This is a genomic window from Mesorhizobium sp. P3_A2 (assembly GCF_056403115.1).
On record NZ_JBFUGC010000002.1, the window covers coordinates 140,358 to 164,466 of the forward strand.

The following is a 24,109-nucleotide window of genomic DNA, read 5'->3' on the forward strand; positions in this document are numbered from 1 at the left end:
GCTTCAGGCAGTTTCGGTTTACTTCACGGCTCCGAACGTCAGGCCGCGCACCAGCTGCTTCTGGCTGAACCAGCCCATGATCAGGATCGGGGCGATCGCCAGCGTCGAGGCCGCCGAAAGCTTGGCCCAGAACAGGCCTTGCGGGCTTGAGAACGAACTGATGAAGGCCGTCAGCGGCGCGGCCTCGGTGGTGGTCAGACGGATGGTCCAGAACGCTTCGTTCCATGCCAGGATGATGTTGAGGAGCATGGTCGACGCTATGCCCGGCACCGCCATCGGGGTCAGCACATAGGCGATCTCGCCCCACAGGGTAGCGCCGTCCATGCGCGCCGCTTCGAGGATTTCGCCAGGGATTTCGCGGAAGTAGGTGTAGAGCATCCAGATCACGATCGGCAGGTTGATCAGCATCAGCATGACCATCAGGCCGATGCGACTGTCGAGCAGGCCGGTGTCGCGGAAGATCAGGTAGATCGGGAACAGCACCGCGACCGCCGGCATCATCTTGGTCGAGAGCATCCACATCAGGATGTCCTTGGTCCGTTTGCCCGGCGAGAAGGCCATCGACCAGGCGGCCGGAACCGCGACGATCAGGGCCAGGATGGTCGAGCCGACCGAGAGCAGCACCGAGTTGAAGAAGAACTTGAAGTAGCCGCTCTGCGCCTGGACCTCGGTATAGCTCTCGAACGTCCCCGACGGGATCAGGGCGAAGCCCTGGATGGCCTCCTGCTCCGACTTGAACGAGGTGATGATCGTATAGAGGATCGGGAAGAAGATCAGCAGCGCGACGACCCAGGCGGCGCCGGTTGCAATGACCTTGTGTTGGGTGGTGACTGCACGTGCCATCGTATCCTCCCTTACTTGTCCAGGTTCTTGCCGACTGCGCGCATGGCGAAGAAGGCGACGATGTTGGCGAGAATGACGGCGATGACACCGCCGGCGGATGCCTGGCCGATTTTGAACTCCAGCAATGCCTTCTGGTAGACGAGGAAGGGCAGGTTGGTGGAGGCGTAGCCGGGGCCGCCATTGGTGGTGACCAGGATCTCGGCATAGACCGACAGCAGGAAGATGGTCTGGATCAGGATGACGACGGTGATGGCGCGCGACATGTGCGGCAGCGTCAGATAGATGAAGCGGCTGATGAAGCCGGCGCCGTCCATCTCAGCGGCTTCCTTCTGCTCACCGTCCAGCGACTGCAGCGCGGTCAAAAGGATCAGCGTGGCGAAGGGTAGCCATTGCCAGGCGACGATGATGATGATCGCCATCATCGGATGCTGCCCGAACCAGTCGATCGGTTGAGCACCGAAGAAGCGCGCAATGTCGGCAAAGACGCCGTATTGCGGGTGCATGATCATATTCTTCCAGACAAGCGCCGCCACCGGCGGCATGACGAAGAACGGCGAGATGACGAGGATGCGCACGATCCCCTGTCCCCACATCGGCTGATCGATCAAAAGCGCCAGCAGGATGCCGCCGATGACGGTGATCAGCAGCACGCTGCCCACCAGAACAAGCGTGTTGAGGATCGACTGCAGGAAGGCCGGGTTGGAATAGAACAGCGCGTAGTTAGAGAAGCCGACGAACCCGTCGCGGATCGGATTGAGCGGATTGTACTGCTGGAAGGAGAACCACAGGGTGATGACCAGCGGCACGATCATCCAGACGAACAGCAGCACCACGGATGGCGCCATCATGAAACGGGCAAGCGAACGGGTCTGCTGAGTAGCCATGACGGTCACCCTTCAAGGTCAGCCAAATTTTCAAGTGTGTGAAAGAGGCCGCCCGAACTGGGATTCGGGCGGCCGTTGCCGGCCAGGAAGGCGGCCGGCAGTCGGCACCGGGAGGAGCCTTACTTGATGTAGCCGCCTTCGGTCATCGTTGCCGTGGCGGCGTCCTGGGCCTGCTTGAGCGCATCGTCGACGCTCGACTGGCCGGCAAGCGCCGCCGAGAACAGCTGACCGACGGTGGTGCCGAGACCCTGGAACTCAGGGATGGCGACGAACTGGACGCCGACATAGGGCACCGGCTTGACGGTCGGATGCGTCGGGTCGGCGGCGTTGATGGAGTCCAATGTCATCTTGGCGAACGGAGCCGCCTTCTGGTATTCGGCATTGGCGTAGAGCGAGGAGCGCGTGCCTGGAGGAACGTTGGCCCAGCCTTCCTTCGCCGCGACGAGCTCGGCATAGTGCTTCGAGGTCGCCCAGGAGACGAACTTCTGAGCCGCATCAGCCTTCTGCGTACCGGCGGGAATGGCCAGAGACCATGCCCACAGCCAGTTGCCGCGTTTGCCCAGACCGTTGTCGGGAGCAAGAGCATAACCGACCTTGTCGGCGACAGTGGAAGCTTTCGGGTCGGAGACGAATGAGGCGGCGACGGTGGCGTCGATCCACATGCCGCACTTGCCCTGCTGGAACAGCGCCAGGTTTTCGTTGAAGCCGTTGGAGGAGGCGCCCTCAGGCCCGTCGGCCTTCATCAGGTCGACATAGAACTGCAGCGTGTTCTTCCATTCCGGCTGATCGAACTGCGGCTTCCAGTTTTCGTCGAACCAGCGTGCGCCGAAGGAGTTCGACATCGCGGTCAGGAAGGCCATGTTCTCGCCCCAGCCGGCCTTGCCGCGCAGGCAGACGCCGTTCACGCCAGTGGCGCGGTCGGTCATCTTGTCGGCGGCCTGCTTGATGAAGTCCCAGGTCGGGGCATCGGGCATGGTCAGCCCTGCCTTCTCCATCAGGTCCTTGCGGTACATGACGAAGGAGCTTTCGCCATAGAACGGCGCGGCATAGAGCTTGCCGTCGACCGACAGGCCGCCGGCGATGGCCGGGATGATGTCCTTGACGTCATAGTCGTCGCCAAGCTTGTCGAGCGGCAGCAGCCAGCTCTGCTTGGCCCAGATCGGAACCTCGTAGGTGCCGATGGTCATCACGTCATACTGGCCACCCTTGGTGGCGATGTCGGTGGTGACGCGCTCGCGCAGCACATTCTCTTCGAGCGTGACCCAGTTGAGCGTGATGTCGGGGTTAGTCTTGGTGAAGTCGTCCGTCAGCTTCTGCATGCGGACCATATCGCCATTGTTGACGGTGGCGATGGTGATGGATTCGGCATGCGCGGCGAAAGCGAAAGCGCTGGCCGACAACAGGCCCAGAGTGAGCGTGCGAAGTTTCATCAAATTCCTCCCATGAACCAAGATGAGCATTTGCCTTGGTGCTGAGCAATTACTCACTCGGCGTTAATTATGTCAAGCCGGATTCGATGCTGCAGCGCAGCACGCGGGCGCCGCGCGGCGTCGGGCGGGGAGAGAATATTGGATGGATTCGGGGGCAGCCCGTCGGGGCGCGAACATCAGGGCGGCTTGCCATCGCAACCCCATCAATCATGGAGCTAGGGCAAACCCTCAGCCGTGGGCCGGATAGCTTCCGACGGAATATTCGAAAACTCCACCATCGCGGGTTTGCTTGGCTCTGGTCAGCGTTTCCGTCACCCGGATCCAGTTGGGTTCGTCCTTGCGCAGCCTAACTTCCCGGCCGATTGCCTTTGCGGCAGCTTGAAACGGCGCGAATGCTTCGATGACGTGCGTCACGCGCACGGTGTTGTTTTCGACTTCTTCGACGCGATAGACTTTCATCAGCCCGCTGATCGATCCTGTTTTCAACTTGCACAGGATTGATCCCGTTCAATTGGGCCGCCACAAGCACGAGCCCAAGCCAGACAGGCGATATCGACAGTGTTTTTCTCAGGCTTGGTTAACCGGGCTGCCCGATAGCCTGCTTGTCCCCAAAAAGCGAAGCTTTCGTGGATCTGCGACTCGACCTTGCAGAGTTCGCTCCCGGAATCATTCCGCGAATCGCTCGGGCCTTATGCGCAGGCGATCTCGGCCAGGATCCAGTCACGGAAGGTCTTTATCTTCGGCACGTTGCGGCGGGCTGTCGGGTAGACCAGCCAATAGGCGTGACCGTCGTCGCCAACCAGGTCGAAGGGCTGGATCAGGCGGCCGGCGGCGAGCTCGGTCTTGAACAGTGCCGTGGTCAGGATCGCCACGCCATGGCCGGCGATCGCCGCATTCGCCTCATAAGCCTGCGCGCCCATGCTGGTTCCGGTGCGATTGGCAAGTTCGTCCGCCGGCACGCCGGCAAGGGCGAACCATTCCCGCCACCATATGTCGCCGGGATCGAGAATGGGCAGTTTGAACAGGTCGGCCGGTTCGTGAACGCCACCAATGCTGGCGGCGAGCGCCGGGCTCAGCACCGGGGTGAAATCGGCCTTGAACAGAAGGTGCGTTTCCACCCCCGGCCATTTGCCGCTGCCGGAGCGGATGGCGATGTCCACGTCCTCGCGGGTGAAATCGATGACCCTGTTAGACGTGTCGACGCGCACCGCCAGCGACGGGTGCGACAGCTGGAAGGAGCCGAGGTGCTGCGCCAGCCAGTTCGAGGCGAAGGTCAGCAGCGTCGACACGCAAAGCACGCCATCGGCGCCGCCGCGCGCGGCCGAATAGGCGCTGCTGATCAGACTGAACGCCTCGCTGACGGCGGGCGCCAGGCGCTGGCCGGGTTCGGTCAGCACGATCTGGCGCGGCTGGCGCAGGAACAGCGGCGAGCCGATGCGCTCTTCCAGCAGCTTGATCTGATAGCTGGCGGCGGCCTGGGTCATGCCCAGTTCCTCGGCGGCCTTGGTGAAGGAGAGATGCCGCGCGACGGCTTCGAACACCCTGATGGCCTGCAGCGGCGGCAGTTGGGCAAGCTGTGGTGCCTTGAGTTCGGGCATAAGCCCTCCTTATGGGTCATGATCGACGTTTGATTGGAAGCAGGAGCCGATCAGACCGATATGTGGTGTGGACGATCAATCCAGCTCAAGCATAGCGGAGACTGAAGATCATGACCACGGTACAGGAAAGACTGCATTCTACCCCGGCACAGAGCTGGTTTTCCGTGCTGGCGCACGAATTTTCCCAGCTTGTGAACCGCAAGCGCGGCTATGTCGACGTCAGGGACCTGTCGCCGCATCTGCAGCGCGACATGGGTTTCCTCGATGGCAACGACGTTGGCGGGCGGCATAAATAGCCGTGCCGATTTTTATCGCCAGCTCAGGCGCCGTCGAGCAGGGCCGTGGCGGTCCGCTCGTCGGTGATGAGGCCGTTGACCAGCCGCCGGTTCACCGCCGCCAGAATGCCCGGCAGCTTGCGCTCGCCCATGGCGAGCGCAATGACGAGCGATTTTTCGCGTGACGGCAAAGCGGCCGACGATACCCGGTCGTTGGTGATGCCCTCGATCATGCGGCCTTCCCGGTCGAACACCCAGCCGACGATCTCGGCGACGCCGCCGGCCTTTTGCAGCGCCTTCAATTCACTTTCCGAGATGAAGCCGTCCTCGTAGAGCGGCGCCTTCGGGCCGAGATCGCCAATGCCGACAAAGGTGACGTCGGCTTCCGCTGCGAGCGCCAGCGTCGGCTGGATCATCGGCTGGGCGAGCAGCATCTCACGCTCTTCCGGCGACGAGGCGATGACCGGCAGCGGCATCGGGAACGAGCGCGCCTTGACCCTGTCGGCCATGGTGAAGATGACGTTGTAGAAGGCGGCAGAACCGTCGGGCGAGATGTTGCCGGTCAACGACACCACCTTGTGCTGCGAGCATTCCATCGGCGGCAATTGCTCGATCGCCGCCTTCAGCGTGCGGCCTGTGCCGATGGCCATGACAATCGGCGTCGGCGACCTGAGCCGCCGCTCGATCTCGGCGGCCGCCGCCTCGGCAATGCCGATCGTGGTCGAGGACGAGGTCGGATCGCTCGGCACCACTTCGACCAGGTCAAGCGCGAAGCGCGACCTCAACCGCGCGGCGAGGTCGAGGCAATTGGCGATCGGGTGGTCGACACGCACCTTGATCAGCCCCTCCGATACTGCGAGCGATACCAGCCGCTGCGCAGTCTGCCGGGAAATGCCGAGCGTGGTGGCGATCTGGTCCTGCGTGTTGCCGGCGACATAGTAAAGCCAGCCGGCGCGCGCCGCGTCGTCCAACCTGTTGCTGCCGCCGTCCTGCCGCGAATTCAAAGTCTGCCTCCCGAGACCCCGCCCCCTTGGGCGAAGCGTCATAGTCTTGCAGGGAATGCTCCGGCGCGCAATTGTCTATCGAGAGGGCAATTGCTTGCCGCGTTGACCCGATTGCGACGAGGCAATCGCCCCAGCCAAAAATCGCAGGCAAAGGGCTTCGGCGGTTTATCTCCCGGTACAAACGCTTTAAGGGGATCGGCAAAAGGAGCCTCGCGCATGACGCCGAAAGCGGTTTTCTGGGATATGGACGGCACGCTGGTCGACAGTGAGCCGCTGCATGAGGCCGCCCTGGTGGCGGCGCTGCGCAGCGTCGGCATCGCGCCGCCGATCAACCTGCATGAGCGGGTGCTGGGCATCGCCGCCGGACCGGTCTACGAGATGCTGCGCAGCGAGTTCGGCCTCGACCTGCCCTTCGACGACTGGATCGTGCGCAAGTATGACCACTATCTGCCGATGGCCGAGACGCTGAAGCCGCGCCCCGGCGCGATCGAAGTGTTCAACGCACTGCGCGCCCTTGGCGTGCAGCAGGCGGTGGTGTCCAATTCGGACCGGGTGATCGTCGATGCCAATTTAAGCGCCGTCGGCCTGATCTATCCCGGCATGCGCACGATCAGCCGCAACGACGTGCGCGAGGGCAAGCCGCACCCCGAGCCGTTCCTGCGCGCCGCGTGGCTGGCAGGGGTCGACCCTGCGGATTCGGTGGCGATCGACGACAGCGTGACCGGCGCCACATCCGGCCTTGCGGCGGGGATGCGGACGATCTTCTGGCCGGAAGCGCCGATGCAAGGACCGAAGGGGGCTGTGGTGATCAACAGCGCGGAGGAATTGCGGGCTCAGCTGGGGCTCTGAGGAGATCCCTCGAAGCCGGCGCTACCCCTCATCCTCCCTTCAGCTTGGCGCATGCATTGTCTAATGTTGCGCTGGTCGACCCCCCACTCCGTCTCGGCTTCGCCGAGCCACTTCTCCCCCGATCGACGGGGTAGAGGGAAGGCGCCAAGCTTTTTTGCCGTCAAACGCTCGTCCAGCAAGGCTCCCTTCCTTTCCCTCCGGAGGGGGGAAAGGTGGCGCTGCAAAGCAGCGACGGATTGGGGGAACCACCTGGCAATCAAGCCTTCGGCCGATCAGTCACACCAATCACGTAAGGTGTGTGCGTAGCGGAGAAGGATGATCGCTCAGCTCCGGTAAACCGGCTCCTCTTCGTCGAGGATCGCCTTCAGCTCGGCAAGATGGCGCTCGGCCTGGCCGGGATAGTCGTCCATCTCGCTGGCTGCCTTCTCGGCGATGGCGTCGGACAGCGTGCGCAAGGGGCGGCCGGTCCACAGCGCCTTGATGTAGGTTTCGGCGGCGCGCTCGAAATAGAACATGCGGTTGAAGGCGTCGGCGACGGTATCGCCGATGACCATCACGCCATGATTGCCCATCACCATGACCTTGACCTTGGGGTCGGTGAGCAGTTGCGAGCAGCGCTCGCCCTCTTCCTCGAAGGCCAGGCCGCCATAATGGGCGTCGACGACGTGGCGGTTGAAGAACATCGCCGAGTTCTGGTCGATCGGCGGCAAGGTCGAGTCGGCCAGCGATGCCAGCACGGTGGCGTGGATGGAATGCACATGCATGGCGCAGCGGGCGTGCGGCACGTTGCGATGGATGGCGCCGTGCAGCCCCCAGGCGGTCGGATCGGGTGCGTTGGGGCCGGTCAGCGTGTCGGGATCATTGGCGTCGATCAGCAACAGGTCGCTCGCCTTGATGCGCGAGAAATGCACCTGGTTGGGGTTCATGAGGAATTTCGTGCCGTCCTCGTTGACCGACAGCGAGAAGTGATTGGCCACCGCCTCATGCATGTTGAGTCGCGCCGTCCAGCGGAAGGCAGCGGCGAGATCGACGCGCTCTTCGTAGTAGGGCAGGTTGGTCAGCGCTTCCTTCTGCAGGCGGGCGATGCTCATTTGAAAACCTCCGTTTTCGAGAGAATGCCGCGCCCGACCCCGGCCAGCAACGGCAAACTGCTGGGTCAGGCTGTCTTGCGTCAGGCCGCCGTGCGAGCCGACCGCAGCCCGCCATGCTCGACGATGAAGTCGATGACCTCCTGCAGCCCCTTGCTGCGCGACAGGTCGGTGAAGCCGAACGGGCGCTTGCCGCGCATACGGGCGGCGTCGCTCTCCATGACATCGAGGTTGACGTTCACATAGGGTGCCAGGTCGCTCTTGTTGATGATGAGGAAATCGGAGCGGGTGATCGCCGGCCCACCCTTGCGCGGGATCTCCTCGCCCTGGCAGACCGAGATGACATAGAGGGTCAGGTCCGCAAGGTCGGGTGAGAAGGTGGCGGCAAGATTGTCGCCGCCGGATTCGATGAAGACGATGTCGAGATCCGGGAATTTTTTGTTCAGCCCGGCGATCGCCTGCAGATTGATCGAGGCGTCCTCGCGAATGGCGGTGTGCGGGCAGCCGCCGGTCTCGACGCCGACGATGCGATCTTCCGGCAGCGCCTGCAGGCGGGCCAGCATCATGGCGTCTTCCTTGGTGTAGATATCGTTGGTGACGACAGCGATGGAAAAGTCGTCGCGCAGCGCCTTGCAGAGCTTTTCCGTCAGCGTCGTCTTGCCGGAGCCGACGGGGCCGCCGATGCCGATGCGAAGGGGACCGTTGGCCTGGGTCATGCCGAAAACTCCGTTATGGCGAGAATTGCGAAGCTGAGCCCGATCAAAAGGCACAGCGGCGAATAGAGACTGGTATCGAGCCGCGCAAAAGGCTGCTCCGGCGCCAGCCGGCGCCACCAGGGCGTGAAGCCCAAAATGCCGCGACCGAAGAAGACCAGTCCGACGAGCAGCGCTGTGGCGGCAAGGCCTTCCCTTGGAAAAGGTGAGGCAAAGACACCGGCGAGCGCCAATGGCCATAGCGTTGCCAGACACAGGCATGCGGCAACGGCAAAACAGGCAAAGGGCGTCGGCATCTCGTCGACGCCCCGAAATCCGACAACGGCGTGGGCGCAGGAGGCGCCGTCCCTGCCCGGCCAGATGCCGCCAAGGCCCCAATAGGCATGCAGCGCGGTGATCAGCAGCAGGACGGCCGAAAGGGCTACGGCGAGGACAGTCATGAGCGGAACAGCCTGGAATATTGCGTCTCATGTTTCATTGCCATCACGTCGGAGATGAAGGCGCAGCCGCCGAGATCGTCCGATGTCGAGCCGGCCGCCCGCGCGGCCGTCGACAACGCCAGCGGTTCGAAGCCGGCGAGCAGCACAGTCGCTCCGCTTTGGCCGACGACGCCGAGCCGGATCGCGGCCTGGACGAGGTTGGAGAAGAAGGCCTGCAGGAAGGCGGACAGCGCGTCCTGAAGCGCGATGCCGTTGCCGCCGGTAATTGCGCCGACGGCGACACAATAGGCGCATTCGGCCGGCAAGCGGGCCAGCACCGGATTGGGCCAGGCCGACGCCGCTTTCAGAAAAGCAGCGCCTTGCAGCATGGTTTCGGTGTGGCGCTCCTGCGAGCCGGCAAGCGCTTCGGCGAGGTCGGCAATTTCATGGAGGTTACCGCCGTCGCGGGCGCGGCGCCAGGCCTCTGTGAACAGCACAGCGTCGTTCCAGCCCGAGCCCATCTCGACCAGCGTTTCGAGCCAGCCGGCGAGGCTTTCGCTGTCGGCCACCAACCCGTCATGCACCGCCCGTTCGAGACCGTGGCTGTAGGAAAAGCCACCGACCGGGAAAGCCGGCGACAGCCACGCCATCAGCCGCAGCAAAGCGATGCCGGACGGTTGATCAGTCATGGTCGTGGTGATGCCCTTCGTGGGAATGGCTGTGGGAATGGGAATGCGACTCGCTGTGTGCGTGAGAATGCGCCTCGGCGTGGCTGTGTGCATGCGCTTCGGCGTGCGCATGGCCGTGATCATGGCCGCCGGAATAGGCGCCACGCACCGGCTTGAACGGCTCGGAGACCTCGCGCACGGTGGCGCCGAGACCTTCCAGCATCGCCTTGATGACGTGGTCGCGCAGGATCAGGATACGGCCGGACTCGATCGCCGCCGCCAGATGCCGGTTGCCGATATGCCAGGCAAGTTCGGTCAGATGTACGGCGTCGCGGGCGCGGATGTCGTAGACCTCTTCGGGTGCTGCTGTGATTTCAACATGGCGGCCGTCCTCCAGCACCAGCCGATCACCGTCGTTCAGGGTCACCGGTTCAGGCAGGTCGACCAGCACCTTGCTGCCATCGGTAAGTTCGATCGCTCGCCGGCGCAGATGGCGTTCGTCATGGGGCAGAACGGCGCGGCCGAATGGCGCCGCGGCACCGGCTTTTCCGGCAGGCAGCACCTGGACGGCGCGCGGGAATTTGGTGAAGTCGGTGTTGAGGTTGAGTTTCATCGCATAGCTCCGCCATTGGCTTGCGCCCGCGCCCGGGCCGGCCGCGAAAGCACACGGTCGAAATAGGCGTTGACGCGCTCTGACTCGATCGGGAATTTTCCGGCGCGGGCCCAGTTGCCCATGTCGCCCAACAACACGTCGACGGCAGAGAACCGGTCGCCGAGTGCAAACGGCCGGTCGCCCAGCCGGCGATCAAGCGCCTTGGTCTCCGAGGCAAAGTCGTAGGCGGCGGCCGGGCCGACATCGACCCGCACTTCCTTCGGCAGCAGGAAGCGATGGCGCACTTTGTTCCACAGCGGCGCCTCGAACTCGCTCTGAGCAAAATGCATCCAGGAATCCATCTCGGCGCGGCCGGCGACACCAGGATTGGCGCCCAAACCCTTGTCGGCATGCTTGTCGGCGAGATAGACGCAGATCGCCGCCGAATCCGTCACCGTCAGTTCACCGTCGATGAGGATCGGCACCTTGCCCGACGGATTGAGCGCATAGGCTTCCGGCGAGCGCAATTTGACCTCGACGAATTCATAGGGCTGTCCGAGTTCCTCGAGCATCCAGAGAACGCGGCTGACCCGGGATCCGCGCGATCCGATGGCCTTGTACATTGGTTGAGCCCTCTTTCCTCGCGACCCTAAATGATTGCGCTCGCTCAGACGATGGTGTCGAAGAGCCGCAGGATGAACGAGACCTGGTAGATCAGCGTGCCGACGACGAAGGCGATGTGGAAACGGCGGTCGCGCACCAGGATGGCGGCAATGCACAACAGGACGAAAACCGGCGTCCGGAACAGATATTCGTTGCCGTAGCGGGCGAAATGCTCGGGACCTTTCAGAAGCGTGTCTACGACATCGAGCAGGTAAGTGGCCGCCAGCAGGCCGAAAAACCAGCCACGGCGCGAATAGAAGAAATCCTCGTAGCTGGTGTAGTCGAGCATCGAATCCGGAAACAGCAGCGCGCACAGCAGGAACAGCGTGATGGCGTAGAAGATCAGGAACAAATATTTGCCGAAGGTCCAGGTCTCGATGGCATAGAGACCGAACTCCCACCACCAGAAATGCACCAGCAGCAACAGCATGGAGGCGACCCAGGCGAGGTGCACGGGGTAGAGCCTGTACTGGCCGGGATGCTGGACAATGCGCGCGAGCCCCGACAGCAGGCGCGTGACGCCGAGGCCGATCACCATGCCCATGACGATGCGGATGTGCGGGAAGATGTCGTGGGCGGACGCTGTTTCGATGGCCATGCCTGATCACTATGCGGCTTATCGTGGGCAGCATATTGCGGCGTCGGGATGCCAGCCGCAACGCATTTTGCCCGGTCGGTCGGATTGCCGGCGTCAGAACAGAAAATACCGCTGCGCCATCGGCAGCACGGTTGCCGGCTCGCAAGTCAGTAGCTCCCCGTCCGCGCGAACCTCATAGGTTTCGGGGTCGACTTCGACATGCGGCGTGGCGTCGTTGAGGACCATGGAATGCTTGCCGATGCCGCCTCGCGTGTTTTCCACCGCAACGAACTGCTTGTCGACGCCGAGCCGGCCATGCAGGCCAGACTCAAGTGCGGCCTTCGAAACGAAGGTCACCGACGAATTGGTCCTGGCCTTGCCATAGGCGCCGAACATCGGGCGATAGTGCATGGGCTGCGGGGTCGGGATCGAGGCATTGGGATCGCCCATCGGGGCCACAGCGATCATGCCGCCAAGCAACACCATGTCCGGTTTGACGCCGAAGAAGGCCGGGTTCCACAGCACAAGATCGGCGCGTTTACCGACCGCGATCGAGCCGATGTCCTTCGACAGGCCATGGGCGATGGCCGGATTGATGGTGTATTTGGCGATGTAGCGGCGGACGCGGAAATTGTCGTTGTTGCCGGTTTCCTGCGGCAGCGACCCGCGCTGGCGCTTCATTTTGTCGGCAGTCTGCCAGGTGCGGATCGCCACCTCGCCGACGCGGCCCATGGCCTGGCTGTCGGACGAGATGATCGAGAAGGCGCCGATGTCGTGCAAAATGTCTTCGGCGGCAATGGTTTCCTTGCGGATGCGGCTTTCGGCAAAGGCGATGTCCTCGGGGATCGACGGCGACAGATGGTGGCAGACCATCAGCATGTCGAGATGCTCGGCCAGCGTGTTCACGGTGTAGGGCCGGGTCGGGTTGGTCGAAGACGGGATGACGTTGGGCAGGCCGCAGACCTTGATGATGTCAGGCGCATGGCCGCCGCCGGCGCCTTCGGTGTGGAAGGCGTGGATGGTGCGGCCCTTGATCGTCGCGACGGTGTTTTCGACGAAGCCGGATTCGTTCAGCGTGTCGGTGTGGATCATCACCTGCACGTCGTAATCGTCGGCCACCGACAGGCAGCAGTCGATGGCCGCCGGCGTCGTGCCCCAGTCCTCATGCAGCTTCAGCGAACAGGCGCCGCCCAGCACCATTTCCTCCAGCGCCGCCGGCAGCGAGGCATTGCCTTTGCCGGACAGGCCGATGTTCATCGGAAAGGCGTCGAAGGACTGGATCATGCGCGCCATGTGCCAGGGGCCTGGCGTGCAGGTGGTGGCCAGCGTGCCATGCGCCGGGCCGGTGCCGCCGCCGAGCATGGTGGTGATGCCCGACATTAGCGCCTCGTCGATCTGCTGCGGGCAGATGAAGTGGATATGCGCGTCGAAACCGCCGGCGGTGAGGATCTTGCCCTCGCCGGCGATGATTTCCGTGCCGGGCCCGATGATGATGGTGACGCCGTCCTGTGTATCGGGATTGCCGGCCTTGCCGATGGCCGCGATGCGGCCGTCCCTGAGGCCGATATCGGCCTTGAAGATGCCTGCCGACGCATCGATCACCAGCGCGTTGGTAATGACGGTGTCGACCGCACCCTGTGCACGAGACACCTGGCTCTGGCCCATGCCGTCGCGGATGACCTTGCCGCCGCCGAATTTCACCTCTTCGCCATGGATGGTGAGGTCCTTTTCGACCTCGATGAACAATTCGGTGTCGGCCAGGCGCACCTTGTCGCCGACGGTGGGACCGTACATCTGCGCATAGGCGGCGCGGGTGATTCTAGCCATCAGTCAATGCTCCCCAAAACGGTCTGGCTTCAGCCGAATTCCACATCGTCGCCATCCAATGGTCATGCAATGACCCGCTCGGCGACACCTTCTGATCCCATTTGGCCGTTGAGGTGGGCGTGCCACCCCGAACCAACCGTTTGCCAGATCCCTGGCCCATTCGATGGAAGGAAAATCCATGCGCAAAATCATCGTTCTTGCAGCCGCCGCCACGCTCGCCTCCGCGACAATTGCCGGCGCCCAGCAGCAGCCGACGCCGCAACCGAAACCAACCGCACCTAGCGCTCAGCCGGCGGCGCCGGCGATCCAGAGCGTCAACATCGTCGATATCACCGAGCTGCCTGAGGCCACCCAGACGCAGGTCAACCAGGTGATCGCCAAGCGCGGCGATGCCGGGCTGCAAAAACTGCGCAGCTCGATCGATGCGACACCGCAGCTCAAGTCGGCGCTCGAAGCCAAGGGGCTCACCTCGGCACAGGTGGTCGCCGCCAGCATGACCACCAATGGCGCGCTGACCCTGGTCACCAAGAAGGCGAGCTGACGACCGCGCCTGGCGGGCCGATATCCGGCCCGCCGGCCCTATCGCGGAGGGAACCTTCGCCGGACGGGAGTCGTTTGGCTTCTTTGGCGCCGAACGGCGTTGCGCAGAAAAGTTCGCCAGGAGCGATCTATGCCGACCATTCCCTTTACCGACGCCAGATGGCTCCAGACCATAGCGACTTGCGTGTTCCTCGCGGCCTACGGGCCGCCTGCCGCGCAGGCCGTTGAGAGCGCGGACACCGTCAACCGGATCGTCGGCTCCGATGTCCGCCAGGAAGAGGCGCGCACGACGACGGAGACCGGAAAGCTCATCGCCGCGATCGAGCGGACGCGTGAAAACATCGGCACGGTACGCAAGACATCCAAGCTCGACACGGTGGATATCGTCTTCCTCACCGACGCGGCGCGCAGCGAAGGCGGCCCGCCGCCGGCCGTCGAGAGCAAGGTCAGGCAGCATCAGGACGACATTACGGAATTGCGCAAGGAGATCGACGCCAACGCGCTGCTGTTCAATGCTATCGAATCCAGGCGCGTGCTGGCCGAGGACGTTCTCGCCGTCGAATTCGACGGGCCTGCAGGAATCGTCATCTATGCAGCGGCCAGGCCGTCGAACTGATCCCAGGGCGTTCGACCCTGTCGATCTCACAGCTTGCCCATGATTTTCTGCTGGAAACCATAGACCTCGCGTTTTCCCCCGAGCGGTACCAGCGTGACGTCACGCTCTTGTCCCGGCTCGAAGCGCATCGCGGTGCCGGCGGCTATGTCGAGACGCATGCCGCGGGCTTTGTCGCGATCGAATTTCAGCCCCTCATTGGTTTCGAAGAAATGGTAGTGGCTGCCGACCTGGATCGGCCGGTCGCCGCTGTTTGCGACTTTGAGCGTAACCGTCGGCAGGCCCTTATTGAGCTCGATGTCGCCGCTTGCTGTGATGCTTTCGCCGGGGATCATCGTGAGCCTCACAGAACGCCGAAGACCAGGCCGACACCGACCGCAGCGCAGGCAGCACCGGCGGCGCGGGCAAGGCCGCGAAAGCGCAGGCCGATACCGAGACCGGCAGCGATGCCAATGACATGGAGAAGCGCGGTGGCGACGGCGAAGCCGGCCATATAGTCAAGCCCGCCAGCATTTTCCGGCACTTCGGTGCCGTGGGCGTGGCCATGGAACAGCGCGAACAGGCCGATGATGGCGACGCCGGTGGAGATCGGCAATTCAACCGCCAGCGCAACCAGCAGGCCAAGAGCGACGACGGAGGCCAAAATGCCCGGTTCGACGAAAGGCAAGGGTACATGCAGCATGCCGAGCGCGGCGCCGACCAGCATGACGCCGACAAAGGCCAGCGGCCAGGCAAGAACCGCCTTGCCGCCCTTGAGCGCGGCCCACAAGCCGACGGCGATCATCACCGTCATATGGTCGAGTCCGGACAGCGGATGCGCGAAGCCCTCCGCGAAGGACGAGGTCGTGCCGATGCCGACATGGGCATAGGCGCGCATGGCTGCCGCCAGCAGCAGGATTGCGGCTAGCGTGGTGCGTTTGGCTGAGGCAGAGATCATCGGTCTTCCCTTCCAAGTCACGGTAACAATCACGCGGCCTTGCGCGGGCCGCAGCCCTCGGCCTTGAGCACACGTTTGGTCGAGGCCGGATATTTCTTCAGCTTCTCTGCCGGCCGGATTGGGCGGGCGGAAAAATTGCCGCCGCAATTCGGACAGACGCCGCCCAGCACATTTTCAGCGCAGTCGGCGCAAAAAGTGCATTCGAAGGTGCAGATCAGCGCATCCGTCGCTTCCGGCGGCAGGTCCTTGTCGCAGCATTCGCAGTTGGGCCTGAGTTCGAGCATCGTTTCCTCCTCACCTGATCGGTTCGTGCACGGTGACCAGCTTGGTGCCGTCGGGAAAGGTAGCCTCGACCTGGACGTCGTGGATCATCTCGGCGATGCCTTCCATCACCTGCGCGCGAGTGACGACATGGGCGCCCGCCTCCATCAGTTCGGCGACCGGGCGGCCGTCGCGGGCGCCCTCGACGACGAAATCGGTGATCAGCGCGATCGCTTCGGGATGATTGAGCTTGACGCCGCGCTCCAGCCGCTTGCGTGCCACGATCGCCGCCATGGCGATGAGCAGCTTGTCCTTTTCACGCGGCGTCAGGTTCATGCGCTTTCCTGGATTTGGCCTGGATTTGGTTCAGAGTGACCATAATTTGGGCAGACCGGCCCGCCCGTTGAGCAGTTCGACGAGCGGAACCAGCCGCTTGCGCAGCTGGTAACCGTCCTCGGCAAACAGCCTCGCAAGAAGCTTGCCAGATTGTTTCACGCTCCAGGCGCTGGCGTCGCCCTCGGCGCCGATGATGTCGCGGGCCGGCTCGAGAAAGGTTTCGGCATGCGGCGAAACCATCAGCAGCGTCGCCACGGCAATGGCGCCGCAAGCGACTGCCGGGCGACGAAGCGCTGTGGCAATGGCCGGCCCGATGCGGAAATCCTCGGCATGAATGAGCGCGCCGTCCCGGCGGACCCGCCAGCGGTCGTGGAAATGGCCGTGCGCGGCCTGTTCGCCCATGGCCAGGCGGCCAAAGACGGTGGCCTCGAGCAGCAATGCCTCGGCGCCTGCGGCAAGCTCAACGTCGAGCGTGCGGGCAAAGGCCGAGCGGTCGAAGACGATGGTTTCCTGCGGCAGCCAGGCAATACGGCCATCCGCGCCGACTTCAAGTTTTACCCGCACTTCGGCACGGTCGCTTTCGGCGCGATAGATCTTTTCGCAGGCCTGGGTGGTGATGGAAGCGGAGGCACCTGGCCCGACATCGATTTCCCAGCCAAGCCGATCACCGCCAGTCAGCCCGCCCGCGGTGTTGATGAGAACGGCTTCGAGCGGATCCGCCGCGACGGCCGGCATTCGGATCTTGGCCGATCCGTCTTGATAGAGGCGCGAAAGCCTGGTGCGGCCGGCACTGACGCCGCATGCAAGCCGGGCCGCGCCAGCGACGCGCTGGGCCGGTAGCACTGCAGTCAAGCCAGGTTGCAACGTATCCATCGCCCCAACGTTAAGCACTCCGGCTGCTTTGTCGATATGGTGCTTATTGATATAGCTTGTTGCTTGACAGCGTTTCCGTTTCTATAGAGGGAGCCTCTTTGGAACGGTCATGCCGCGCCTGGCGGGGTTTTGAAGGCGACGGCGATTTTCAGTCCAGGCAACACGGGCGCCAACCAATCGGCACCGCGAAACGATAAAATTGGGGAAGGAAACGAATGGCTGACGAGCTGGCAACGGAAATCATCGCCAAGATCAGGGCACATGCTGAGCCCGGCGGCGAAGAGATCACCACCAATACGGAATTGACCGCGCTTGGCATCCATTCCCTGGAACTGACCGAGATCATCTTCGATCTCGAGGAACAGTACGGCATCGAGATCGAGATGAACACGGTCGATGCCTGGAGCAATCTGAAGAATGTCGGCGACATGGTCGAGGCTGTTCGCGCGCTGATCGCGAAGAAAGCCTGAATGCACAAGCGCGTCGTCATTACCGGCATAGGCGGCATATGCGGGCTCGGCACCAATGCGCCTGCGATCTGGAACGAAATGCGCGCCGGACGTTCGGCGATCGGCCAGATCGACAACCCGCTGCTGCATGATTTGAAGGTCAAGGTCGGCTGCGAGATCAAGGCGATGCCCGAGCATGGCATCGGCCACAAGCAGACCGTGTCGATGGACCGCTTCAGCCTGTTGGCGACGATCGCGGCGCGCGAGGCCATGCAGCAAGCCGGACTGACGTCGGACGAAGCCACAACCTACCGGATGGGCACGGTGGTCGGCGTCGGCGTCTGCGGCTGGGAAGCGATCGAGGAAAATTATCGCGCCATCCTGATCGACGGCAAGAACCGGGCCGGCATCTTCACCGTACCGAAAGTGATGCCAAGCGCTGCGGCCGGCCAGGTCAGCATGGTGCTTGGCCTGCGCGGGCCGGTGTTCGGCGTCACCTCGGCCTGTTCGTCGTCCAATCACGCCTTCGCCTCGGCGGTCGACCAGATCCGGCTTGGCCGCGCCGACGTCATGGTCGCCGGCGGCACCGATGCGCCGCTGGTCTGGGGCATCCTGAAAGGCTGGGAGGCGCTGCGGGTGCTGGCGCCCGACACCTGCCGGCCGTTCTCGGCCGACCGCCAGGGCCTGTCGCTGGGCGAAGGCGCCGGCATGGCGGTTCTGGAAACTTACGAACACGCCATGGCGCGCGGCGCCGACATTCTGGCCGAAATTGCCGGCGTCGGGCTTTCCGCCGACGCCTCCGACATCGTCGCACCGACTGTCGAAGGGCCGACGGCGGCGATGCGCGCCTGCCTGGCCGACGCCGGGCTCAACCCCGAGGACGTCGACTATCTCAACGCCCACGGCACCGGCACCAAGGCCAACGACCAGATCGAAACGGCGGCGATCAAGCGCGCGTTTGGCGACCACGCCTACAAGCTCTCGGTGTCGTCGACCAAGTCGATGCATGCGCATTGCCTCGGCGCCTCGGGCGGCCTGGAGATGATCGCCTGCGTGATGGCGATCCGCGAAGGCATCGTGCCGCCGACGGCCAATTTCCGGCAAGCCGACCCCGATTGCGATCTCGACGTCACGCCCAATGTGGCGCGCGAGCGCAAGGTGCGGGCCGCGATCAGCAATGGTTTTGCCTTTGGCGGCACCAATGCCGTGGTAGCGTTCAAGGCGGTCTGACGGCAGGCGGCTGGCCGTGAATCGCTGGTAAACACGGTGTGTGCACCGCCGGCCGGTTGATCGGCAAACACGTGGCGGATAATCCTTCGCAACCCGCCAAACGGCGCGATGCCAGCGCCAAATTCCCGACCGGAGCTTTCGATGACCGACCTGTCCGCTTTTCCGATCACCAAGCGCTGGCCGGCCAAGCACCCCGACCGCCTGCAGCTCTATTCGGCGACGACGCCGAACGGGGTGAAAGTGTCGATCGCGCTGGAAGAACTCGGCCTGCCCTACGAGGCGCATCTGGTGGACATCGGCAAGGACCAGAGCTGGACGCCGGAATTCCTGTCGCTGAACCCGAACGGCAAGATACCGGCCATCATCGATCCCGACGGCCCGGACGGCAAGCCGCTCGGCCTGTTCGAATCCGGCGCCATCCTGCTCTACCTCACCGACAAGACCGGCAAGCTGATCCCGGCCGACCCGGCGCGGCGCTACGAAACCATCCAGTGGGTGTTCTTCCAGATGGCGGCGATCGGACCGATCTTCGGACAGGTCGGGTTTTTCAACAAATTCGCCGGACGCGAGATCGCCGACAAGCGGCCGCTGGATCGCTACCGCAACGAATCGCGGCGGCTGATCGGCGTGCTCGAGACGAGGCTGAAAGGCCGCAGCTGGATCATGGATGACGATTTCACCATCGCCGACATTTCGATGCTGGGCTGGGTGCGCAATCTGATCGGCTTCTACGACGCGCGCGAACTCGTCGGCTTCGACGATTTCCCCACCGTCGCGGCTTGGCTTGACCGCGGCCTGGCACGGCCCGCGGTGCAACGCGGCCTGACCATTCCAGCCAGAGGCTGATGATCAAAGCCGCTTGAAAGCGGCTTTCCCCTTTTGTTTGACGCAATTCCCAAGGGAAAGCGCTACGCGCTTTTCCCGGGAAAACCGCTCCACACTTTTCCTGGAATTGCTCTACTTTGCCTTGGCTTTGGCCTTGGAGCCGCCCTTGCCCATCACTGACGCGGCAAGTGATGCAGCGCCTCTGGCCGTGGCGACAACCGCGCCGGCGGCAACGTTGGCTACATTGCGCATGGTGCCCACCGAGCTGCCGCTGGCTGCCGGCTTCTTGGCCTTGGCAGGCTTTGCCGCCACCTTGGCCGCTACGCCCGGCACCACCTTCTTCGGCGCCGCCTTGCCGAAAGCCGGCTTTGCATCTTTGGAGCGCTCCGCAATTGCCGGACCGGCGCCTGCTTTTGCCTGGGTGGCCTTGGCTGGCGTTGCCCTGGATTTGGCGGCTGCGGGTTTTCTTGCTTTGGTTGCCATCGGACGAAATCCCTCTGTGGCTAAGTTGCCTCGTCAGCGATAACGACCTGAAAGTCTTAAGGTTCCCGTTCGGAAATCCTGAGAATTAAGCGGGATCGCCGACAACCAGGTCGGCGGACCGCCGACGGCCAAGCACGCGGTCGATGTTGGGCATGTCGTTGGAGGCGATCCAGGCGCGTGCGTCTTCGTCGGAACGGCCATGCTCGTGCCAGCGCGCCAGCAGGCGGCGCTCGAGTTCGGCGCGCGGCACGTCGACAAAGATGGTGAAGTCGAACAAAGGCGCCAGCCGCGACCACGGCTCCTCGTCGAGCAGCAGGTAATTGCCCTCGACCAGGATGAACTTGGCCTCGGCGGCGACGATGGAGGCTGCGGCGCGCGACAATTCCATGCTGCGGTCGAACACCGGAATGGCAATGTCGGGCTCGCCCGCGCGGATGCGCTTCAACAGCGTTTCAAAACCGCCGAAATCGAAGGTTTCGGGAGCGCCTTTTCTTGGCCGCAGGCCGCGCTGGTTGAGCACGACGTCGTCATAGTGAAACCCGTCCATCGGCACGACTTCCGAGGCGCCTTCCGGCAACAGATCATGCAGGCTGGCCGACAGCGTCGACTTGCCGGCGCCGGGCGGGCCGGCAATGGCGACGATGAAGCGCTTCGCCTTGCCGGCGCGCTTGAAGATGGTGGCGGCGAGGTGGGCGATTTCAGACATGAAAGCCTTTTTGCAGCCAGATGGTTTCAGCCGCATCTTGACGGCTGTTGGAGGAAATTTCAAACCCTGAACTTGCGATGCCGTCAGGCTACGCTGACTTGGCGATGCGCAGGAAGTCGCTGTCGAATGCGACGTCGCGGGGCGACCCATCGGCTCCGGTGAGACGCATGTGACCTGATGTTGTCGCGATATCGCGCGGAGGCTCGCCGCTAGCCTGAGGCAGCGCGCCGATGACATGGCGGAAGGAGACTTCGCCGCCGAGCGCAAAGGCGGTCGCCACGCCTTCGCGCTTCAGCCAGTTGCCGCCGACCGAGGCGGCATGGCCGACGGCGGCGCGGCCGTCCTCGATGCCGAGCACGCCGCGATGGCGGCCGCTCCACGGCGCGTAGTCGCGGCCGCCATTGCTGAACCACAGCATGGTGACCGGCAATTCGGCCGGGTTCTTCAGCACCAGCACCAGATCCTGCTCGGCCCGGCGCGCCAGCGCCGTCCAACCCGGACCGCCGTGATCGGCCTCGACCATGGTGATGAAATCCTCGCGCTGATCCTCCATGCGGTAGTCGGTGAGATCGAGCGTGCCGCCGCCGGTGGCGGGAAAGCGCGTCAGATTGGTGGTGCGCGCGGGATAGGCAAGCTTGAAGCGGCCGCGGGCCGGATCGGGCTCCAATGGTGCGTCCAGCGTTGCGGCAAAACGCTTGGGCGAAAAGGCCAGCCTCCCGCCGTCGCGCATCGCCGTCATCGGATGGTGAGCGGCGGACACCGCGCCCGCCCCACCGGAAAAGACATGCTCCTGGTAGAGGAAGGGATGGCCATCCCGAAGCGTAAAGATCTTGTCGACCGAGGCGCCCATGACCTGGCGGCGCAGCCGGAAGATGGCCCGCCAGCCATCGGATGTCGCTTCGCTGGCGGTGACATCCCAACCGCTGTTGGCCGGCCAGCCATGCAGCGGCGCAGCCTCGATGTCGCTCGCCGAAAACGGCGCGCACAGGAAATCGCCGGAAAGCCGCACCGTGCCCTCGGGCAGGTCTGGCGGCAGCGTCTCGCCGGCATCGACCCAGGGCGCGCGGTGCAGCGGCTTCAGCTGGCGGCCATCGCTGTCGACGGTCATGTCGGCGATATGGCCGACGGTGAGGTCGACCGTGACCGAGATGCCTTTTGCCTTGATCGTGACCGTATCCATCATGCACCTGCTGATTCTGATGGCAGCGAACAAACCCGCTCCGCGCAGGTTGCGCAAGCGCAGCTTCCGGCATTTTGCATCAGACCAGTTCGCTGCCATCATCGAAGGTGGTCGACTTATCGAAGGCCAGCGCCGCCCCTCACCTGCCTGCCGGCATCCTCTCCCCGTATAGTGACGGGGAGAGGGGCGCTTTCGTCGCCACCTTCGCCAATCACCAGCGTTGCAAGAAGGGCGCCGGCGTTGCGGCCAGCCCTTTCTCCCCGTCACTATACGGGGAGAAATGCCCGGCAGGGCAATGAGGGGCAGCGCAAACGGTCGGAACAGCAAGGCATACAGACCGGCCCTGCCCCCTACTGCCGCTTGTATTCCCTGACCGGCGACTTGGTGCCGTCGGTGTAGGTGACCTGCACCGCCATCGACGTCACGCTGTCGGCGACCTTGAAGTAGGGCTGGTAGTCATAAGGGATGGCGTAGGGGTCCTTCTTGTCGCAAGGCGGCAGCTTGATCTCCTTGTCGAGCGCGGTGCCGTTCAGGCTGTAGCGCACCTCCTTGATGCCGCAACGGTACGACAGCATCTGCGAGAAATAGACCAGGCCGTGATTGCCGCTGGCGTCGAAGGCGATCCACGACGTCCAGAACTGGTCGAGGATCTGTTTGTTGCCCTCCTGGAGGGCGGCTTCCGGATCGAAACTTATGTTGAACGGCCCGGTCTCGCGGCCCCTGAGATCGAGATATTTTACCCCGATGATGGTGGCCGTCGTGCTGTCGGGCAATTCGAAGCTCGGATTGGGCATCGGCTTGCCGGTGCGCTGGTCGTTCATCGCCATCAGCCCGGTATCGGTGAACGGACCGGACTCACCCAGGCGCCAGGAAATGCCGGTAGCCGCCTCGGGCAGCGATATGGAGATGGTCCAGCCGGCATTGGAGCGCATCGGCGTCAGCGACGGGGCAAAACGGGCGGGGTCGAGCACGTCGCCAAGGGCCGTCAGCCGGCTGCGGCTGTGGTCGAGCCAGTCGGCAAGCTCCCTCTGGTCGACGAAATATTTGAGCAGCCCACCATCCTTTTCGTAGGAGACGAATTTGGTGAGCGCCTCGGCCTCGCTGCGCTTGTCGGACAGCGACTGGGCGCCGAGGCGGTCCTCGGAAAACTCCTGCGCCAAGAGGTAATAGGCCGGCGCGAAATCCGGATTGGCCGCGATGAAGGCGTTGAGCTTGTCGAGACGCTGGGTGTCGTCGAACTGCAGGACATGGACCAGCTTGATCGACAGCGCCTTGGCCTTGTCGGCAAGCTGGCCGAACACTTCGCGCGCACCGGCCTTGCCGTCCTGCACGCGCAGCAGCGTGGCAAAGCGGGTGTAGGGATCGACGGCGTCGACGTCGAAGCCGGCAAAGGCGAGATAGGAGCGGCGCGCATTCAGCATATCGCCGGACAGCTCGTAGACGCGGGCATTGTGGTAGAATTCATCCGGCCGCTTCGGCTCGGCGATCGCCCCGCCTTGCGCGGCCAGCGCGGCAAAGCCTTTGGCGATGGTGTCGATCGAGGCGGCGATCTGCTCGGTGGTCGCCTGCAGTTTATCGGCCTGCTCTGCCTGTTTCTGCTGGCCGGCGGCGAGCGTTTCGGTGGTCTGCTTGACCTGATCGACGGTCTTTTGCGTCTGCGCGCCCTGCTCGGTCTGCTGTTGCTGGCTGGAGGCGATCTCCTCGGTCTTTTTCGCCACAGCGTCGGTCGATTGCTTGACCTGGTCGACCGTCTGCTGGGTCTGCGTGACGGTCTGCTCGATTTTGGCCACCCTGGCCGAGACGATGCCCAGCTGCTGCTGCAGCTGCGCGATGGCCGGCACCAGGCCGGCGATCACGCCGTTTTGCGAATTGGTCTGCTGCTGCAGGCCGTAGACGCCGCCGGCGACGGCAGCCGCACTGGTGGCAAAGATCAGCGCCGGCAGCGCCTTGGCGGCCAGCACCAGCCGCAGAACAATGGCGATGGCGATGATGGCGGCGGCGACCGAGGCGACCAGCGCGATATAGGCGGCGAACGGCGCCAGCGGATTGAGAATGTCGGAAGCAGCACCACCGATGAAGGCGACACTGCCGGCCCATTTCCCGGTGCGGCTGAGCGAAGCCTTGATAAGCGATGGCGCAGCCGCGCCGATGTCACCGGTCGTCATGTCAAACCCCCAAAGCAATTGCCGCGCGCAGTGTAGCAGCGCAACCCCGCCGGCAAAACAGGACAGGAAACAGGCGATTTC

At 63.7% G+C, this 24,109-nt stretch carries 30 protein-coding genes; 7 read left to right on the top strand and 23 right to left on the bottom strand.

Annotation, left to right across the window (positions count from 1 at the left end):
• Positions 1-18: 18 nt before the first annotated feature.
• From AC1DXM_RS05110 to AC1DXM_RS05130, 5 genes are all read right to left on the bottom strand, one after another.
• Positions 19-843 carry a carbohydrate ABC transporter permease gene (locus AC1DXM_RS05110; protein ID WP_477232083.1) on the bottom strand — a complete coding sequence of 275 codons (825 nt, stop codon included), beginning with the start codon at positions 841-843 and terminating at the stop codon, positions 19-21.
• Between the two features lie 11 nt (positions 844-854).
• Positions 855-1,727, bottom strand: coding sequence for a carbohydrate ABC transporter permease (locus tag AC1DXM_RS05115; protein ID WP_477232084.1), 873 nt, complete (start codon positions 1,725-1,727; stop codon positions 855-857).
• Positions 1,728-1,846: 119 nt separating this feature from the next.
• A complete protein-coding gene (locus tag AC1DXM_RS05120; RefSeq protein ID WP_477232085.1) occupies positions 1,847-3,157 on the bottom strand; it encodes an ABC transporter substrate-binding protein in 1,311 nt (436 codons plus the stop codon).
• Between the two features lie 228 nt (positions 3,158-3,385).
• Positions 3,386-3,616, bottom strand: coding sequence for a hypothetical protein (locus AC1DXM_RS05125; RefSeq protein ID WP_477232086.1), 231 nt, complete (start codon positions 3,614-3,616; stop codon positions 3,386-3,388).
• 230 nt (positions 3,617-3,846) lie between these two features.
• The gene (locus AC1DXM_RS05130) at positions 3,847-4,755 is read right to left on the bottom strand and encodes a LysR substrate-binding domain-containing protein (protein WP_477232087.1); all 909 of its coding nucleotides are present in this window, start codon (positions 4,753-4,755) and stop codon (positions 3,847-3,849) included.
• 110 nt (positions 4,756-4,865) lie between these two features.
• Here AC1DXM_RS05130 and AC1DXM_RS05135 point away from each other — a divergent pair, with 110 nt between their 5' ends.
• On the top strand, positions 4,866-5,051 hold the full coding sequence (locus AC1DXM_RS05135) for a hypothetical protein (protein ID WP_112559997.1): 186 nt from the start codon (positions 4,866-4,868) through the stop codon (positions 5,049-5,051).
• A gap of 23 nt (positions 5,052-5,074) precedes the next feature.
• Here the strand turns inward: AC1DXM_RS05135 and AC1DXM_RS05140 are convergent, their stop codons facing one another.
• Positions 5,075-6,034 (bottom strand): sugar-binding transcriptional regulator, encoded by a 960-nt coding sequence (locus AC1DXM_RS05140; protein ID WP_477232088.1) that lies wholly within the window; start codon positions 6,032-6,034, stop codon positions 5,075-5,077.
• A gap of 216 nt (positions 6,035-6,250) precedes the next feature.
• On the opposite strand from AC1DXM_RS05140, the gene AC1DXM_RS05145 reads away from it, so the two are divergent.
• Entirely contained in the window at positions 6,251-6,883 is a 633-nt protein-coding gene (locus AC1DXM_RS05145) for an HAD family hydrolase (protein ID WP_477232089.1), read from the top strand.
• A 323-nt stretch (positions 6,884-7,206) separates the two neighbouring features.
• On the opposite strand, the gene AC1DXM_RS05150 is transcribed toward AC1DXM_RS05145, so the two are convergent.
• The 8 genes from AC1DXM_RS05150 to ureC form a co-directional block, all read right to left on the bottom strand.
• Positions 7,207-7,974 carry a class II aldolase and adducin N-terminal domain-containing protein gene (locus AC1DXM_RS05150; protein ID WP_477232090.1) on the bottom strand — a complete coding sequence of 256 codons (768 nt, stop codon included), beginning with the start codon at positions 7,972-7,974 and terminating at the stop codon, positions 7,207-7,209.
• A gap of 80 nt (positions 7,975-8,054) precedes the next feature.
• Positions 8,055-8,687: an urease accessory protein UreG gene (gene ureG, locus AC1DXM_RS05155; protein ID WP_477232091.1), complete on the bottom strand. Its 633-nt coding sequence runs from the start codon at positions 8,685-8,687 to the stop codon at positions 8,055-8,057.
• On the bottom strand, positions 8,684-9,124 hold the full coding sequence (locus tag AC1DXM_RS05160; protein WP_477232092.1) for a DUF3995 domain-containing protein: 441 nt from the start codon (positions 9,122-9,124) through the stop codon (positions 8,684-8,686). The genes ureG and AC1DXM_RS05160 overlap by 4 nt, the downstream gene beginning before the upstream one ends.
• On the bottom strand, positions 9,121-9,792 hold the full coding sequence (locus AC1DXM_RS05165) for an urease accessory protein UreF (protein WP_477232093.1): 672 nt from the start codon (positions 9,790-9,792) through the stop codon (positions 9,121-9,123). The genes AC1DXM_RS05160 and AC1DXM_RS05165 overlap by 4 nt, the downstream gene beginning before the upstream one ends.
• Entirely contained in the window at positions 9,785-10,384 is a 600-nt protein-coding gene (ureE, locus tag AC1DXM_RS05170) for an urease accessory protein UreE (protein ID WP_477232094.1), read from the bottom strand. Before ureE ends, AC1DXM_RS05165 begins: the two co-directional genes overlap by 8 nt.
• Entirely contained in the window at positions 10,381-10,986 is a 606-nt protein-coding gene (locus tag AC1DXM_RS05175) for a glutathione S-transferase family protein (RefSeq protein WP_477232095.1), read from the bottom strand. Before AC1DXM_RS05175 ends, ureE begins: the two co-directional genes overlap by 4 nt.
• 44 nt (positions 10,987-11,030) lie before the next feature.
• Entirely contained in the window at positions 11,031-11,624 is a 594-nt protein-coding gene (locus AC1DXM_RS05180) for a hypothetical protein (protein WP_477232096.1), read from the bottom strand.
• 93 nt (positions 11,625-11,717) lie between these two features.
• Positions 11,718-13,430 (bottom strand): urease subunit alpha, encoded by a 1,713-nt coding sequence (gene ureC, locus AC1DXM_RS05185; protein ID WP_477232097.1) that lies wholly within the window; start codon positions 13,428-13,430, stop codon positions 11,718-11,720.
• 178 nt (positions 13,431-13,608) lie between these two features.
• On the opposite strand from ureC, the gene AC1DXM_RS05190 reads away from it, so the two are divergent.
• Together AC1DXM_RS05190 and AC1DXM_RS05195 are read left to right on the top strand one after the other, a co-directional pair.
• A complete protein-coding gene (locus tag AC1DXM_RS05190; RefSeq protein WP_477232098.1) occupies positions 13,609-13,971 on the top strand; it encodes a hypothetical protein in 363 nt (120 codons plus the stop codon).
• Between the two features lie 129 nt (positions 13,972-14,100).
• Positions 14,101-14,586 carry a hypothetical protein gene (locus AC1DXM_RS05195; RefSeq protein WP_477232099.1) on the top strand — a complete coding sequence of 162 codons (486 nt, stop codon included), beginning with the start codon at positions 14,101-14,103 and terminating at the stop codon, positions 14,584-14,586.
• 26 nt (positions 14,587-14,612) lie between these two features.
• Here the strand turns inward: AC1DXM_RS05195 and AC1DXM_RS05200 are convergent, their stop codons facing one another.
• From AC1DXM_RS05200 to AC1DXM_RS05220, 5 genes are read right to left on the bottom strand one after another with little or no spacing between them, the layout of a single operon-like run.
• On the bottom strand, positions 14,613-14,918 hold the full coding sequence (locus AC1DXM_RS05200) for an urease subunit beta (protein WP_477232100.1): 306 nt from the start codon (positions 14,916-14,918) through the stop codon (positions 14,613-14,615).
• Between the two features lie 8 nt (positions 14,919-14,926).
• Positions 14,927-15,520 (bottom strand): HupE/UreJ family protein, encoded by a 594-nt coding sequence (locus AC1DXM_RS05205; RefSeq protein WP_477232101.1) that lies wholly within the window; start codon positions 15,518-15,520, stop codon positions 14,927-14,929.
• 29 nt (positions 15,521-15,549) lie between these two features.
• Positions 15,550-15,804, bottom strand: coding sequence for a DUF1272 domain-containing protein (locus AC1DXM_RS05210; protein WP_477232102.1), 255 nt, complete (start codon positions 15,802-15,804; stop codon positions 15,550-15,552).
• A 10-nt stretch (positions 15,805-15,814) separates the two neighbouring features.
• The gene (locus AC1DXM_RS05215) at positions 15,815-16,117 is read right to left on the bottom strand and encodes an urease subunit gamma (RefSeq protein ID WP_023693076.1); all 303 of its coding nucleotides are present in this window, start codon (positions 16,115-16,117) and stop codon (positions 15,815-15,817) included.
• A 30-nt stretch (positions 16,118-16,147) separates the two neighbouring features.
• Positions 16,148-16,990: an urease accessory protein UreD gene (locus AC1DXM_RS05220; RefSeq protein WP_477232103.1), complete on the bottom strand. Its 843-nt coding sequence runs from the start codon at positions 16,988-16,990 to the stop codon at positions 16,148-16,150.
• A 215-nt stretch (positions 16,991-17,205) separates the two neighbouring features.
• On the opposite strand from AC1DXM_RS05220, the gene AC1DXM_RS05225 reads away from it, so the two are divergent.
• From AC1DXM_RS05225 to AC1DXM_RS05235, 3 genes are all read left to right on the top strand, one after another.
• The gene (locus AC1DXM_RS05225; RefSeq protein WP_023671226.1) at positions 17,206-17,460 is read left to right on the top strand and encodes an acyl carrier protein; all 255 of its coding nucleotides are present in this window, start codon (positions 17,206-17,208) and stop codon (positions 17,458-17,460) included.
• Positions 17,461-18,669: a beta-ketoacyl-[acyl-carrier-protein] synthase family protein gene (locus AC1DXM_RS05230; RefSeq protein WP_477232104.1), complete on the top strand. Its 1,209-nt coding sequence runs from the start codon at positions 17,461-17,463 to the stop codon at positions 18,667-18,669.
• A gap of 141 nt (positions 18,670-18,810) precedes the next feature.
• Complete coding sequence (locus tag AC1DXM_RS05235) at positions 18,811-19,515, top strand: glutathione S-transferase family protein (protein WP_477232105.1); 705 nt, start codon at positions 18,811-18,813, stop codon at positions 19,513-19,515.
• Positions 19,516-19,626: 111 nt separating this feature from the next.
• Here the strand turns inward: AC1DXM_RS05235 and AC1DXM_RS05240 are convergent, their stop codons facing one another.
• The 4 genes from AC1DXM_RS05240 to AC1DXM_RS05255 form a co-directional block, all read right to left on the bottom strand.
• Positions 19,627-19,977, bottom strand: a complete 351-nt coding sequence (locus AC1DXM_RS05240; protein ID WP_477232106.1) for a hypothetical protein — start codon at positions 19,975-19,977, stop codon at positions 19,627-19,629.
• An 85-nt stretch (positions 19,978-20,062) separates the two neighbouring features.
• On the bottom strand, positions 20,063-20,683 hold the full coding sequence (locus AC1DXM_RS05245; protein WP_477232107.1) for a nucleoside triphosphate hydrolase: 621 nt from the start codon (positions 20,681-20,683) through the stop codon (positions 20,063-20,065).
• 88 nt (positions 20,684-20,771) lie between these two features.
• Positions 20,772-21,863, bottom strand: a complete 1,092-nt coding sequence (locus tag AC1DXM_RS05250; protein WP_477232108.1) for a hypothetical protein — start codon at positions 21,861-21,863, stop codon at positions 20,772-20,774.
• 350 nt (positions 21,864-22,213) lie between these two features.
• Positions 22,214-24,028, bottom strand: a complete 1,815-nt coding sequence (locus tag AC1DXM_RS05255; protein ID WP_477232109.1) for a methyl-accepting chemotaxis protein — start codon at positions 24,026-24,028, stop codon at positions 22,214-22,216.
• Positions 24,029-24,109: the final 81 nt, after the last annotated feature.